17 protein-coding genes are annotated in these 12919 nt (G+C 45.2%); 9 read left to right on the forward strand and 8 right to left on the reverse strand.

Annotated features, from left to right (window positions below; all coding sequences use genetic code 11):
• Positions 1-53 precede the first annotated feature (53 nt).
• The 8 genes from VER99_RS12360 to mlaF all read right to left on the reverse strand — a co-directional run bounded on the left by VER99_RS12360 (position 54) and on the right by mlaF (position 5478).
• A complete protein-coding gene (locus VER99_RS12360) occupies positions 54-779 on the reverse strand; it encodes a 1-acylglycerol-3-phosphate O-acyltransferase (protein WP_014233066.1) in 726 nt (241 codons plus the stop codon).
• Between the two features lie 129 nt (positions 780-908).
• Positions 909-2174, reverse strand: coding sequence for a UDP-N-acetylglucosamine 1-carboxyvinyltransferase (gene murA / locus VER99_RS12365; protein ID WP_020334485.1), 1266 nt, complete (start codon positions 2172-2174; stop codon positions 909-911).
• A gap of 9 nt (positions 2175-2183) precedes the next feature.
• Positions 2184-2438, reverse strand: coding sequence for a BolA family iron metabolism protein IbaG (gene ibaG, locus VER99_RS12370; protein WP_014233068.1), 255 nt, complete (start codon positions 2436-2438; stop codon positions 2184-2186).
• Positions 2439-2441: 3 nt separating this feature from the next.
• On the reverse strand, positions 2442-2762 hold the full coding sequence (locus VER99_RS12375; protein WP_014233069.1) for an STAS domain-containing protein: 321 nt from the start codon (positions 2760-2762) through the stop codon (positions 2442-2444).
• Positions 2762-3400: an MlaC/ttg2D family ABC transporter substrate-binding protein gene (locus tag VER99_RS12380; RefSeq protein WP_020334486.1), complete on the reverse strand. Its 639-nt coding sequence runs from the start codon at positions 3398-3400 to the stop codon at positions 2762-2764. Before VER99_RS12380 ends, VER99_RS12375 begins: the two co-directional genes overlap by 1 nt.
• A gap of 2 nt (positions 3401-3402) precedes the next feature.
• Entirely contained in the window at positions 3403-3891 is a 489-nt protein-coding gene (gene mlaD / locus VER99_RS12385) for an outer membrane lipid asymmetry maintenance protein MlaD (RefSeq protein ID WP_014233071.1), read from the reverse strand.
• A gap of 2 nt (positions 3892-3893) precedes the next feature.
• Positions 3894-4685, reverse strand: a complete 792-nt coding sequence (gene mlaE / locus VER99_RS12390) for a lipid asymmetry maintenance ABC transporter permease subunit MlaE (RefSeq protein ID WP_014233072.1) — start codon at positions 4683-4685, stop codon at positions 3894-3896.
• Positions 4675-5478 carry a phospholipid ABC transporter ATP-binding protein MlaF gene (gene mlaF / locus VER99_RS12395; protein ID WP_014233073.1) on the reverse strand — a complete coding sequence of 268 codons (804 nt, stop codon included), beginning with the start codon at positions 5476-5478 and terminating at the stop codon, positions 4675-4677. Before mlaF ends, mlaE begins: the two co-directional genes overlap by 11 nt.
• Before the next feature lie 457 nt (positions 5479-5935).
• Between mlaF and VER99_RS12400 the strand changes: the two genes are divergently transcribed.
• The 9 genes from VER99_RS12400 (at position 5936) to rapZ (ending at position 12917) form a co-directional block, all read left to right on the forward strand.
• The gene (locus tag VER99_RS12400) at positions 5936-6901 is read left to right on the forward strand and encodes a calcium/sodium antiporter (RefSeq protein ID WP_014233074.1); all 966 of its coding nucleotides are present in this window, start codon (positions 5936-5938) and stop codon (positions 6899-6901) included.
• Positions 6902-6940: 39 nt separating this feature from the next.
• Positions 6941-7912, forward strand: coding sequence for an arabinose-5-phosphate isomerase KdsD (gene kdsD, locus VER99_RS12405; protein ID WP_014233075.1), 972 nt, complete (start codon positions 6941-6943; stop codon positions 7910-7912).
• Positions 7913-7989: 77 nt separating this feature from the next.
• On the forward strand, positions 7990-8553 hold the full coding sequence (gene lptC, locus VER99_RS12410; protein ID WP_020334487.1) for an LPS export ABC transporter periplasmic protein LptC: 564 nt from the start codon (positions 7990-7992) through the stop codon (positions 8551-8553).
• The gene (gene lptA / locus VER99_RS12415) at positions 8534-9028 is read left to right on the forward strand and encodes a lipopolysaccharide transport periplasmic protein LptA (RefSeq protein WP_014233077.1); all 495 of its coding nucleotides are present in this window, start codon (positions 8534-8536) and stop codon (positions 9026-9028) included. Before lptC ends, lptA begins: the two co-directional genes overlap by 20 nt.
• 1 nt (position 9029) lies before the next feature.
• Positions 9030-9755, forward strand: a complete 726-nt coding sequence (gene lptB / locus VER99_RS12420; RefSeq protein ID WP_014233078.1) for an LPS export ABC transporter ATP-binding protein — start codon at positions 9030-9032, stop codon at positions 9753-9755.
• A gap of 50 nt (positions 9756-9805) precedes the next feature.
• Positions 9806-11278, forward strand: a complete 1473-nt coding sequence (locus tag VER99_RS12425; protein ID WP_020334488.1) for an RNA polymerase factor sigma-54 — start codon at positions 9806-9808, stop codon at positions 11276-11278.
• Positions 11279-11301: 23 nt separating this feature from the next.
• Positions 11302-11589 carry a ribosome hibernation promoting factor gene (gene hpf, locus VER99_RS12430; protein WP_014233080.1) on the forward strand — a complete coding sequence of 96 codons (288 nt, stop codon included), beginning with the start codon at positions 11302-11304 and terminating at the stop codon, positions 11587-11589.
• A gap of 2 nt (positions 11590-11591) precedes the next feature.
• Positions 11592-12038 carry a PTS IIA-like nitrogen regulatory protein PtsN gene (ptsN, locus tag VER99_RS12435; RefSeq protein WP_014233081.1) on the forward strand — a complete coding sequence of 149 codons (447 nt, stop codon included), beginning with the start codon at positions 11592-11594 and terminating at the stop codon, positions 12036-12038.
• Between the two features lie 15 nt (positions 12039-12053).
• On the forward strand, positions 12054-12917 hold the full coding sequence (gene rapZ, locus VER99_RS12440) for an RNase adapter RapZ (protein WP_014233082.1): 864 nt from the start codon (positions 12054-12056) through the stop codon (positions 12915-12917).
• Positions 12918-12919: the final 2 nt, after the last annotated feature.

A 12919-nucleotide genomic window follows, 5' to 3' on the forward strand; every position in this document is an offset into this window, starting at 1 on the left:
ATTAAAAATGGGTAGCCTGAGCTACCCATTTTTATATGCTTGTATTTGGAAGATTAAGCGGCGTTACGCTGTTTAACTTCTTCATCCAACTCTTGCAGCTTCTCTTTCATCTGCTCACGACAAGTGTTCGCTAACTCACGAATCCCTTCTTTAGTACAACCTTCTGTGCTAACTGGTGGCATCATTTCCACAATGACATGACCGTTATTCCAGCGGTTCAGCTTGAGCTTATCAGTTGAACTACAAACGATAGGGATAATTGGCACGCCCGCACCAATTGCTGCGTGAAATGCACCTGTCTTAAATGGCAGTAAACCACGACCACGAGAACGCGTACCTTCTGGGAACATCCAAACCGACACATCACTCTCTTTCATGCTCTTAACCACTTGATCAATCGTGCCTTTCGCTTTTGAGCGGTTCGCACGGTCAATCAGAATATTACCCGTCAACCAGTAAAGCTGGCCAAACAGTGGCATCCACGCCAGGCTCTTTTTACCCACCGTGACCACTTTTGGTGTTACCGCCGCAGAAACCGTAAACATGTCCCAGTTGTTTTGGTGGTTTGCAATGTAAATGTGCTGACCACGCGAGTAAGCATCTTCGGGAAGACGTAGTTCAAGTTTAACCCCAAAAACACGCGACATCTTGGCAAACAGACGGCCAAAGGTGAATACGTGTTTAGGGTTTCGTGGACTTAACAGGCAGTAACCACAACCACCAATAAACATCACAATAGCGAAAATTGCGATAGCAAACACACGTAACAGTGCAATCATTCTTATTCTCCAGAAACCGACTTCTAACAGATACAGCTATTAATTTCTCTTACTATGAAAAAGAGAGTGATATAAAAAAGCCGAAACCTGAGTTTCGGCTCTTCATATCCAAATCATCTGCTGTGCAGTTTAACTTGTCACGCTCACGCGCTCAATATTTGCGCCAAGTGCAGCCAGTTTATTTTCAATTTTGTCGTAACCACGGTCGATGTGGTAGATACGATCGACGATGGTTTCGCCTTTCGCAATACAACCTGCAATAACCAGACTTGCAGAAGCACGTAAATCTGTTGCCATTACTTGTGCTGCGCTCAAAGATTCAACGTCACCACAGATAACCGTGTTGCCTTCGATCTCAGCTTTAGCGCCCATACGCATCAGTTCAGGAACGTGCATAAAACGGTTTTCAAAAATGGTTTCCGTGATTACGCCGCCGCCTTTCGCCATCATGTTCAATAGCGTGAATTGCGCTTGCATGTCGGTTGGGAAACCCGGGTGAGGGGCAGTACGGACAGTCACGGCTTTTAGCTCACGATCGGTCATATCAACAGAAATCCAGTCTTCACCGGTTTCTACCAAAGCACCTGCTTCTTCAAGTTTCGAGAGTACTGCTTCAAGCAAATGTGCGTTGGTATTGCGACATACAACTTTACCGCCAGATACCGCTGCAGCAACGAGGAATGTTCCCGTTTCAATACGGTCAGCAACAACACTGTGCTTACAACCGCCAAGACGCTCAACACCTTCAATCGTGATGGTATCTGTACCAGCACCAGTGATTTTTGCACCCAGTTTGTTTAGGAACTCCGCCGTGTCCACAATCTCAGGTTCACGAGCAGCATTGTCTAGTGTGGTTTTGCCTTCAGCAAGTGTCGCCGCACACATAATAGTAATAGTGGCGCCTACGCTCACTTTATCCATCACGATATGCGCGCCCTTCAGGCGACCATCGACTTCTGCTTTTACGTAACCATCTTCTAAAGTGATAGTTGCGCCTAATTGTTCTAGACCAGTAATGTGTAGATCAACCGGACGAGCACCAATCGCACAACCACCAGGTAAAGAAACCTGACCTTGGCCAAAACGCGCAACTAGAGGGCCTAAAGCCCAGATTGAAGCACGCATGGTTTTCACCAAGTCGTAAGGGGCACAGTATTCATTGATGCTGCTTGGATCGACGTGAACCGAACCGTTACGGTCTACTTTAGCGCCTAAACGCTTAAGTAATTCCATGGTTGTATCAATATCACGAAGGTGTGGTACGTTAGCCACTTCTACTGACTCTTCAGCCAAAATAGACGCAAATAAAATCGGCAGTGCTGCGTTTTTTGCACCTGAAATGGTCACTTCACCGACTAACGGTTTGTCTGACCCAATAACTCGAAACTTTTCCATCAATAAACCTTAAAGCGACATCAGTTTCTTATCACGAGCCCACTCTTCTGGTGTGAACGCTTTAATTGATAATGCATGAATGTCATTACGCTGGATGTAATCCATCAGAGGACCATAAATTAATTGTTGCTTCTTGACGCGGCTCATTCCCTCAAAGCAAGCATCAACAGCAACCACTTCATAGTGGCTACCTTCACCTTTCACATGCACTTCTTGAAGGTTTAGTGCTTCTTCTAATAACTGTTGTACTTTTGCGCTGTCCACAATTTACCCCTGATAATTCTGTATGTGTTTGTCCACTAACGATTCAACGTTACTTAGTTGAAACAGAGTGCGCAGTTGCGCGGGCACGAAACTGAGCATTATATGACAGTTTTGCTTTTTTGCATGCTCTATTAAGTGAATTAGCATCACCATTCCCGCAGAGTCGACTCGCACCACATCTTCTAGCGAACACTCAATCTCCGCTTGAGAAGGCTTCCATTGCAGAGCATGTGCCCACAATGAAGGCACTGAATCTCTGTCCAGCGCTCCAGAGAGCTTCAGGTTATTCGTGGTAAAGTTCCACTGAGCGTGAGACTGCGCCATTACTTTTTCGCCTCAAAACGAATCGGTTCCGCCGCCAATTTCTCAAGATCCTTCGCTACTGCCAAAATACCATCCTGGCGAATTTTCGAGTTCCACTCCGACTGCTTGCTTGATAACAGGCTTATGCCTTCAGCAATCATATCGAACGCTTCCCATTCACTGGTTTTGTTATCTTTACGCAGTTTAAATTCTAGCTTGATGTTAGGACGCGGAGCATCAATGATATCGACTTTAACACTCGTAATTCGATCAGATGGATCAAGTTTTGGCTCCGGGCCAAACTCAATTTTCTGATCGCTGTACTGAGTCAGCACTTGCGCGTAAGACGCAATCAGGTAGCCATGAAACGCATCAATAAACTCGAGCACATCTTCCCGTTTAGTCCCTTTGAGGTTTGGACCTAACAATTTTAATGCGGCGTAACGGTAGTTGACGTAAGGCATCAACTCTTCTTCCACAACCACTTTAAGATGGTTGGGATCTTGTTTAATTTTTGGCTGCTCCGCTTTTAAGCGGTCAAACGTAACTTCTGACACTTGCTTCATCATTTGATAAGGCTGTGTTTTATCAACTTCTGCCGCATTCAAGTTAAAAGCTGCGAAAACCGCGACAACTGAAAGTAGTAATCTCTTCAACATAGTTATTCCTTACTTGAATCGTCTGAGCCACCCACGCTGTAAAGCACCTGACCAATTAAGTCTTCAAGTACTAAAGCAGATTTCGTGTCTTCGATGGTATCGCCGTCAACCAACATCACTTCGTCATCAAAAACGAAGCCAGGTACTAAGCCAATGTATTGCTCACCGATCAGTCCCGATGTCAGAATCTGAACACTCGATGTTTCAGGGAACTGATTGTATTGGCTATTGATCGATAAACTGACTTCTGGCAACAGGTTGTCTGGGTTGAGAGTAATATCACTCACTCGACCAATTACAACGCCACCTACCTTGACTGGTGAGCGGACTTTCAAACTACCAATATTATCAAACTCGGCTTTGAGGGTGTAAGTATCACCAGAGCCCATACTTTTTACGTCAGCAACTTGAAAAATCATCACAAGAATCGCGCAAATTCCCGCTAATACAAAGCTGCCAACCCATAATTCTGTTTTACGTGTTTGTTGCATGATTAATTCCCAAACATCAATGCTGTCAGTACAAAGTCTAGCCCCAGTACTGCTAAAGAAGAATGCACAACAGTGCGTGTAGTTGCTCGGCTGATCCCTTCCGAAGTCGGAATCGCATCGTAGCCATTAAACAGAGCGATCCAAGTAACGGTAATCGCAAACGCAAAGCATTTGATCATACTGTTGCCAATGTCCTGCCCCAGTTCGACAGAAGATTGCATCGCCGCCCAAAAACTGCCGTGGTCGACCCCTTTCCAGTCAACGCCGACAAGCTGAGCTCCCCAGATACCGACCGCCATGAAGATCATTGCTAGCAAAGGCATCGAGATTGCGCCAGCCCAAAAGCGTGGTGCAATCACTCGCTTCAACGGATCCACCGCCATCATTTCCAAGCTGGAAAGCTGTTCCGTCGCTTTCATCAAACCGATTTCTGCGGTTAAGGCAGAACCAGCACGTCCGGCAAACAGCAGTGCAGTGACCACAGGACCAAGTTCACGCAGCAAAGAAAGCGCAACCATTTGGCCAAGGCTGCCTTCTGCGCCGTAATCCACCAGTACAACATAACCTTGCAGACTCAATACCATACCGATAAACAAGCCCGATACGACAATAATCGCCAGAGACTGAACACCTACGGAGTAAAGCTGTTTGATGAGTAAAGGAAAGCCCTTCGTCGGTTGAGGCTTTGATAACAAAGCCCCCAACAACATTAACGTTGCACGGCCAAAAGCTTCACAGATGGATAATGTGCGTCGACCTAATGAGGCGACAAATTGAATAAAGCTATCGACCATCAAATAAATCCTTTTCGATACTTTGAGAAGGGTAGCTAAACGGCACAGGGCCATCTGCATCGCCCTGTAAGAACTGCTGCACACGCGGATCAGGATTCTTTCTTAGATCATCTGGTGTACCAAAAGCGATGATCTTACCGTTGGCAAGTAAGTAAACCCAATCGGCAATACTCATGACTTCTGGCACATCGTGAGAAACGACGATAGAGGTCAAACCCAAAGCTTGGTTCAGGTTGCTGATCAGTTCGACCAACACGCCCATAGTGATGGGGTCTTGTCCAACAAATGGCTCGTCATACATGATTAAATCAGGATCGAGCGCTATCGCTCTGGCCAGTGCTGCGCGACGTGCCATACCACCAGAGAGTTCGCTTGGCATTAACTGAGCCGCGCCGCGTAAACCAACCGCTTCGAGCTTGAGCAGTACCATTGTACGAATCAACTCTTCTGAAAGATTGGTGTGTTCACGGAGAGGAAAAGCCACATTATCAAATACATTCAAATCTGTGAACAAAGCGCCAGACTGGAACAACATGCTCATCTTTTTACGAGCATGATAAAGTTTTTTGCGTGACAGGGTTGGAATGTTATCGCCATCAAACCAGATCTCGCCTTGTTCGGGATACAACTGACCGCCGATCAAGCGTAACAGCGTGGTCTTACCGATTCCCGATGGCCCCATAATTGCGGTCACTTTACCTTCAGGAACGTGCAGATCGATACCATCAAAGATCGTGCGATTTCCGCGTGAAAAAGTGAGATTGTTAACGGTGACTAAATCGTTGTTCGACATATCATCCCTTCTACTATCGGAGCGTTGGAACTCGCTGTATCATCAAGCCAACTCACGTCCGAATGTTTTTAATTTGTAACCATCGTGCTCCAACAACGTTAAGGTGTATGGTTGACAACCTTCGTACACAAGAGCGGTGGTTAGAAAGCGAAAAACGGCTTCGGTTCATTTATTAGGCTGCAATCATAAGCACATTAGCTGCGAATTAAAAGCACTGTTCGATTAAATAAAGTCGGTCAAATTCAATCAATTCTTGATGAACGATGACAGAGTCATGGCTTAATATTTAAATCTTAATGCAGAATCATTGCTTTAACAGTAGTGATTAGATGAGAGAAAATTAAACACAATTTCGTTACTAACCTTTAATTTATTCGTTGTTTATCTTCCATTTTCCGCTGCAAAAGGTCAAAATTAGCGGTTACTCATCACTCTCATTTAATAGTTAGGAATTATCATGCTCGAAGCCGTAGCGTTGCTTATCGTCGGTCTTGTTTTACTTGTCTGGAGTGCAGATAAACTTGTTTTTGGTTCTGCAGCCATAGCCCGCAACGTTGGCATTTCACCTCTTGTGATTGGTATGACAATCCTGGCTATGGGCTCCTCAGCCCCTGAAATGATGGTTTCTGCTACCGCAGCCCTGGATGGAAAGACCGACACCGCAGTTGGTAACGTTCTGGGTTCTAACATTGCGAATATTGCATTAATTCTGGGGATCACGGCGCTGATTAAGCCCCTTTCGATCAGTTCAGGAGTTATTCGTCGTGAACTGCCTTTGATGATAGCAGTCACATTACTTGCCGGTGTAATTCTTTGGAATAACCACCTCGGCTTTTACGAAGGTGCCCTTCTGTTTGTGCTGTTTGGTGCATTTTTATTTGTGATGTTGCAGATCAGCCGCAAAGAGCAAAAATCGGGTGACGCATTCCTCGATGATCAGGAATCGGAAATCCCTGAAGGTGTAAGCAACTCAAAAGCCGCAATCTGGGTAGTACTAGGGTTAGTATTACTGCCTGTGTCAGCGAACATTTTGGTGGATAACGCGGTTATCATTGCTAAGCATTTTGGCATGAGCGATCTCGTGATCGGCTTAACCATCATCGCTATTGGTACCAGTCTGCCAGAGCTTGCCGCTTCTCTTGCTGGGGTACTCAAAGGTGAAGACGACATGGCAGTGGGTAACATCATTGGCTCGAACGTATTCAATATTCTCGCGGTAATGGGCATCCCTGGCATCATCAATCCATCCATGTTAAGTGAGTACGCAATGGGTCGTGACTTCTGGGTCATGCTGGGCGTTTCGCTATTGCTGGTTGCAATGTGTTTGGGAAGATCTCGCAGCATTAACCGTGTGGAAGGCGCTGTTCTTTTTGTTTGCTTCATTGGCTACCAAGTTTACCTGTTCGCGAACATGACCGCTTAACCTCCTTATCTTTTCGTAGACATAAATTGGAGCACTGATATGTCCCGTCAATTTGATTTTCGCGCTGCTGCAAAGCAAGTTCTTGATATCGAAGTTGCCGCTCTGCAAGAGCTGGATAAATACTTTGATGACCAATTTGAACAAGCTTGCGAAATGATACTTTCCAATAGCGGAAAAGTGGTCATCATGGGCATGGGCAAATCAGGCCACATTGGAAATAAAATTGCGGCGACGCTTGCAAGTACAGGGACTTCGGCGTTTTTTGTTCATCCGGGTGAAGCTTCGCATGGTGACTTAGGTATGATCAGCGCCGGAGACATTGTGATTGCCATTTCAAACTCCGGTGAATCTCATGAGATCCTGTCTCTGTTCCCGGTATTGAAACGCTTGAACATCAAGATCATCAGCATGACGGGCAAGCCAGAATCGAACATGGCGCAACTTTCAGATTTGCACTTACAGATCACGGTACCACAAGAAGCCTGCCCTCTTGGTTTGGCACCAACCAGCAGTACAACAGCAACGTTAGTCATGGGCGATGCCTTGGCGGTTGCGCTGCTTCAGGCTCGTGGATTCTCCGCTGAAGATTTCGCGCTATCACACCCTGGTGGCGCTTTAGGAAGAAAACTGCTGCTTAAGTTGTCTGATATTATGCATTTTGGAAATGCTCTGCCAAAAGTCTCTCCTGATTCGCTGATTCGCGACGCACTTCTGGAGATTTCTGAAAAAGGACTGGGTATGACCGCCATTGTCGATGAGCACGATGCTATGCTTGGTATATTCACTGATGGCGACTTACGCAGAACTTTAGACAAGCGTATTGATATTCATACAACCGCCATTGGCGAAGTGATGACGCAAAGCCCAACAACTGCGCATCCGGACATGCTTGCAGTTGAAGGTCTCAACCTAATGCAAAGCAAAAATATCAATGCGCTGATTTTATGTAATAACGGTAAAGTGGTCGGTGCACTTAATATGCATGATTTACTAAAAGCGGGTGTGATGTAAACTCATCACAACCACTTATTACACAGATTAAGGCAATAGTCAGGGACGTACTGAGCTAGAAGATAGGCCTCTAATTTATGAGTTTTACTCGCCTTATTTATTTGATCTTGATATTCGTTATTGCATGGTGTGCTTATTATATAGTGACACCAAAAAGCACAGATACGATTCAAGTCGCACCAGATTCGGAACTGCCCATGTTCAGTGGTACTGGACTGGAAAATATCACCTATGGTGAAAATGGTGTTCGCAGTTACATCATTCGCTCCTCCAACTTAGATTATTATGCTAAGAGTGGAGAAACTATATTTAACAACCCGACATTAATGGTTTACCGTGAAGGTAGTGTCGTTGAGTGGAAGGTGACAGCTACAAGAGCTGTGTTAGATGAAAACCAAACGCTGACCTTATATGACAAAGTATTAATGCAGAACCTATTAGAAGGGGCAAGCTTTGATACCATGGCAACGGATAAGCTGGTGATTAACCTAACCAATCGTGATTTTAAAGCTGACCAACAAGTGATGTTGGTTGGACCACAATTTGAAACTACAGGAGGCGCAATGCAAGGGAACTTGAAACAGCATACTGCGACTCTGACAGATAACGTTCAAGGTCGATATGAAACCGTTACACCTTAGCCTACTAGCACTGGTTTTGGCGGCGCCTCATGCGCTGGCACTTAAGTCGGATACTCAACAGCCGGTTTACATAAACTCTGACACCCAACAGGTGGACATGAAGAGTAACCAGGTAATTTTCAGTGGTGATGTATCTCTTAAGCAAGGTAGCATCAATATCGATGCTGATAAGATCGTTGTCACTCGCGATCCTAAAACAGAAACAATTAATCAAATTCAGGCATTTGGCCAGCCAGCGACGTTCTCACAATTGATGGACGACGGTAAAACATTGAGTGGTCAGGCGACCGAGTTGGATTACCGTATATCGACTGACGAATTAACCATGAAAGGTCACGCTCAGCTAGCCCAAGACGGTAACACCATAAAAGGCTCGACAATCCGTTACCAAATCGGTCAACAAAAACTGGTGGCAGACAGCTCTGAAAACGAGCGTGTCACGACTATTTTGCAACCTAATCAGCTAGAGAAATAATATGGCGGTACTGAGTGCGAAAAACCTGGCGAAAAGCTACAAAAAACGCAAGGTGGTTACCGATGTCAGCTTAGAAGTGGAATCAGGTCAGATTGTTGGTCTACTGGGTCCTAACGGTGCAGGTAAAACGACATCGTTCTACATGATTGTCGGATTAGTGCCTCGTGATGAAGGTGTCATCACCATCGATAACCAAGACATCAGCATCTTGCCAATGCACAGTCGTTCGCGTCTTGGTATTGGCTACCTTCCTCAGGAAGCATCTATTTTTCGTAAGCTGTCGGTTGAAGACAACATTATGGCCGTTCTGGAAACTCGTCAGGAAATGACCAGAGAAGAACGCCAGGATAAACTGGAAGATTTGTTGGAAGAATTCCACATACAGCACATCCGTGCCAGCGCAGGCATGGCACTATCGGGTGGTGAACGTCGAAGGGTTGAAATTGCACGAGCTTTAGCGGCAAATCCTCAGTTTATTTTATTGGACGAACCTTTTGCTGGTGTGGACCCAATTTCAGTTGGTGACATCAAAAAAATTATTGAACACCTGCGCGACAGAGGCCTCGGTGTGCTTATCACCGACCATAACGTACGCGAAACACTAGACGTATGTGAAAAAGCCTATATCGTAAGTCAAGGACACCTAATTGCATCGGGAACTCCGGATGAAGTTCTCAACAATGAACAGGTGAAACAAGTTTATCTCGGTGAACAATTCCGTCTATGATTATATTAGGAACGGTAAGATTCTGAGCATTACAAGGTAAGTAACACTGAATGAAACCTTCATTACAATTAAAGCTAGGTCAGCAGTTAGCCATGACACCTCAGCTGCAACAAGCGATCCGTTTATTGCAGTTGTCGACCCTCGACCTTCAACAAGAAATTCAGGAAGCATTGGATTCAAACCCATTATTGGAAGTTGAAGATGGCCAAGATGAGCCTCTAGCTAACGGTGAAGATAAATCAGAGCTGGATGCATCTGAAAATAGCACCAGCGCTAACGAACCTACAGAAATTGACGTTCCTGACAGTTCCGATGTAATTGAGAAATCTGAAATCAGTTCAGAACTTGAAATCGACACCACTTGGGATGATGTTTACAGTGCAAACACTGGCAGTACAGGGCTCGCTCTGGATGACGATATGCCGGTGTATCAAGGTGAAACGACTGAGTCACTGTACGACTACCTGATGTGGCAGTTGGATTTAACCCCGTTTAGTGAAACCGACCGCACCATCGCAATGGCGATCATTGATGCCGTTGACGAATACGGCTACTTAACCCTCTCTCCAGAAGAGATTCATGAAAGCTTCGATAACGAAGATATTGAACTTGATGAAGTAGAAGCGGTACGTAAACGCATTCAACAGTTCGATCCTCTTGGCGTGGCATCACGAAATCTACAAGAGTGTCTGCTACTTCAATTAGCGACCTTCCCTGAAGATACGCCGTGGCTTGAAGAAGCCAGAATGATTCTGACCGATCACATTGATCATCTTGGTAATCGCGATTACAAACTGGTTATCAAAGAAACCAAACTAAAAGAAGCGGATCTGCGTGAAGTTCTCAAACTCATTCAGCAGCTGGACCCTCGCCCGGGGAGCCGCATCACTCCAGATGACACCGAATACGTTATTCCTGACGTGTCCGTATTTAAAGATAATGGGAAATGGATGGTCTCCATTAACCCAGATAGCATTCCAAAACTAAAAGTAAATCAACAGTACGCCCAGCTCGGAAAAGGCAATAGTGCAGATAGCCAGTACATTCGTAGCAATTTGCAAGAGGCAAAGTGGTTAATTAAGAGCTTAGAGAGTAGAAACGAGACGCTACTCAAAGTTGCAAGATGTATTGTTGAACATCAGCAAGATTTCTTCGAGTATGGTGAAGAAGCCATGAAGCCGATGGTATTAAATGATGTAGCCTTGGCGGTCGATATGCATGAGTCCACGATTTCTCGTGTTACAACACAAAAATTCATGCATACGCCACGTGGTATTTTTGAATTGAAGTACTTCTTCTCCAGCCATGTTAGTACAGATAATGGTGGAGAATGTTCGTCAACGGCAATTCGTGCACTCATTAAGAAACTGGTCGCGGCAGAGAATACTGCAAAACCACTTAGTGACAGTAAGATTGCCGCTCTTCTGGCTGACCAAGGGATTCAGGTCGCGAGACGTACGATAGCAAAATATCGAGAATCCTTGGGTATCGCCCCTTCAAGTCAGCGTAAACGCCTACTTTAGGCACTAACTGAAAAGGAAAGTCTATGCAAATCAATATTCAAGGCCATCACGTTGATCTTACCGATTCAATGCAAGACTATGTTCAAACTAAGTTTCAGAAGCTCGAAAGATTCTTCGACCATATAAATCAGGTCCACGTTGTACTAAAAGTTGAAAAATTAACTCAAATCGCGGAAGCTACGCTCCACGTAAATCAAGGTGAAATCCACGCGTCAGCTGATGACGAAAATATGTATGCCGCGATCGATTCGCTGGTAGATAAACTGGTTCGCCAACTTAACAAGCACAAAGAAAAACTACACAGTCATTAATCATGCAACTGAGCGAAATACTGTCATTGGACTGCACGAAAAGTGCAGTCCACTGTACAAGTAAAAAACGAGCCCTTGAAATGATCAGCCGCATCGTCGCCGATCATACGGGTCAAGATTCTACCGAACTGTTCGAGTGCATGCTCAACAGAGAGAAAATGGGCAGTACTGGTATCGGAAACGGTATTGCTATTCCGCACGCAAGAATGCAATCAAGCGATAAAGCCGTTGCTGTGCTTCTTCAATGTGATGAAGCGATTGAATTTGATGCGATCGATAATCGTCCTGTCGATTTACTTTTTGCACTCCTTGTACCAGAAGAACAGTGCAAAGAGCATCTCAAGACTCTATCCTCTATGGCAGAGCGTCTGAGCGACAAGCAAGTACTCAAGTTGTTGCGCAATGCTCAAAGTGATCAAGAACTTTACGACATCATGATTCACCAATAAGCAGGACAATTAACCATGCGACTAATCGTTGTAAGCGGGCATTCCGGTGCGGGCAAGAGTATTGCGCTGCGTGTACTGGAAGACTTAGGTTACTACTGCGTTGATAACTTGCCAGTCAATTTGCTTGACGCATTTGTTCAGTCCGTTGCCGATAGCAAACAGAACGTTGCGGTGAGTATCGATATCCGCAACATTCCTAAAAAGCTCAAAGAATTCACAGGGACACTGGAAAAGCTCAAACAAGAGTTAGACGTGACCATGCTATTCTTAGATGCGGATAAGGAAACGCTACTTAAACGCTACAGTGAAACCCGTCGTATCCATCCCCTGTCACTTGGCAATGAATCGCTCTCGCTTGATCAAGCTATCGAACGAGAAAAAGAGATTTTGAGGCCACTTAAAACTCATGCGGATTTGGTACTTAATAGTAGTGGACAGTCGCTGCATGAGTTGAGTGAGACGGTTCGCATGCGAGTTGTGGCGCGCGAAAGCAAAGGGCTGGTGATGGTATTTGAATCTTTTGGGTTCAAATATGGCCTGCCTTCCGATGCCGATTATGTCTTTGATGTGCGATTTTTACCTAACCCACACTGGGAGCCGGGACTACGCCCATATACGGGTTTAGATGCCCCGATCGCCGCGTTTTTAGAACAGCATCAATCTGTCCTCGATCTAAAGCATCAAATAGAGAGCTTTATTGAGAATTGGCTTCCGCTGTTAGAAAAGAATAATCGCAGCTACCTCACTGTCGCCATAGGTTGTACGGGAGGGAAACACCGCTCGGTGTACCTGACACAACAAATCGGTGAGTACTTCGCGAAGAAGGGACACAAAGTGCAGATTCGTCATACCTCACTAGAAAAAAATGCTAAGGAGTAACG

Origin of the sequence: Vibrio natriegens NBRC 15636 = ATCC 14048 = DSM 759, assembly GCF_035621455.1 — a bacterium.
Classification (GTDB): domain Bacteria; phylum Pseudomonadota; class Gammaproteobacteria; order Enterobacterales; family Vibrionaceae; genus Vibrio; species Vibrio natriegens.

Excerpts from the sequence above, each read along its gene's own strand:
- VER99_RS12425 (WP_020334488.1), top strand. The coding sequence starts at position 9,806 with ATGAAACCTTCATTACAATTAAAGCTAGGTCAGCAGTTAGCCATGACA.
- VER99_RS12380 (WP_020334486.1), bottom strand. The coding sequence starts at position 3,400 with ATGTTGAAGAGATTACTACTTTCAGTTGTCGCGGTTTTCGCAGCTTTT.
- mlaF (WP_014233073.1), bottom strand. The coding sequence starts at position 5,478 with ATGTCGAACAACGATTTAGTCACCGTTAACAATCTCACTTTTTCACGC.
- hpf (WP_014233080.1), top strand. The coding sequence starts at position 11,302 with ATGCAAATCAATATTCAAGGCCATCACGTTGATCTTACCGATTCAATG.
- VER99_RS12360 (WP_014233066.1), bottom strand. The coding sequence starts at position 779 with ATGATTGCACTGTTACGTGTGTTTGCTATCGCAATTTTCGCTATTGTG.
- lptB (WP_014233078.1), top strand. The coding sequence starts at position 9,030 with ATGGCGGTACTGAGTGCGAAAAACCTGGCGAAAAGCTACAAAAAACGC.
- VER99_RS12375 (WP_014233069.1), bottom strand. The coding sequence starts at position 2,762 with ATGGCGCAGTCTCACGCTCAGTGGAACTTTACCACGAATAACCTGAAG.
- VER99_RS12400 (WP_014233074.1), top strand. The coding sequence starts at position 5,936 with ATGCTCGAAGCCGTAGCGTTGCTTATCGTCGGTCTTGTTTTACTTGTC.
- ptsN (WP_014233081.1), top strand. The coding sequence starts at position 11,592 with ATGCAACTGAGCGAAATACTGTCATTGGACTGCACGAAAAGTGCAGTC.
- rapZ (WP_014233082.1), top strand. The coding sequence starts at position 12,054 with ATGCGACTAATCGTTGTAAGCGGGCATTCCGGTGCGGGCAAGAGTATT.
- kdsD (WP_014233075.1), top strand. The coding sequence starts at position 6,941 with ATGTCCCGTCAATTTGATTTTCGCGCTGCTGCAAAGCAAGTTCTTGAT.
- mlaD (WP_014233071.1), bottom strand. The coding sequence starts at position 3,891 with ATGCAACAAACACGTAAAACAGAATTATGGGTTGGCAGCTTTGTATTA.
- mlaE (WP_014233072.1), bottom strand. The coding sequence starts at position 4,685 with ATGGTCGATAGCTTTATTCAATTTGTCGCCTCATTAGGTCGACGCACA.
- lptC (WP_020334487.1), top strand. The coding sequence starts at position 7,990 with ATGAGTTTTACTCGCCTTATTTATTTGATCTTGATATTCGTTATTGCA.
- lptA (WP_014233077.1), top strand. The coding sequence starts at position 8,534 with ATGAAACCGTTACACCTTAGCCTACTAGCACTGGTTTTGGCGGCGCCT.
- murA (WP_020334485.1), bottom strand. The coding sequence starts at position 2,174 with ATGGAAAAGTTTCGAGTTATTGGGTCAGACAAACCGTTAGTCGGTGAA.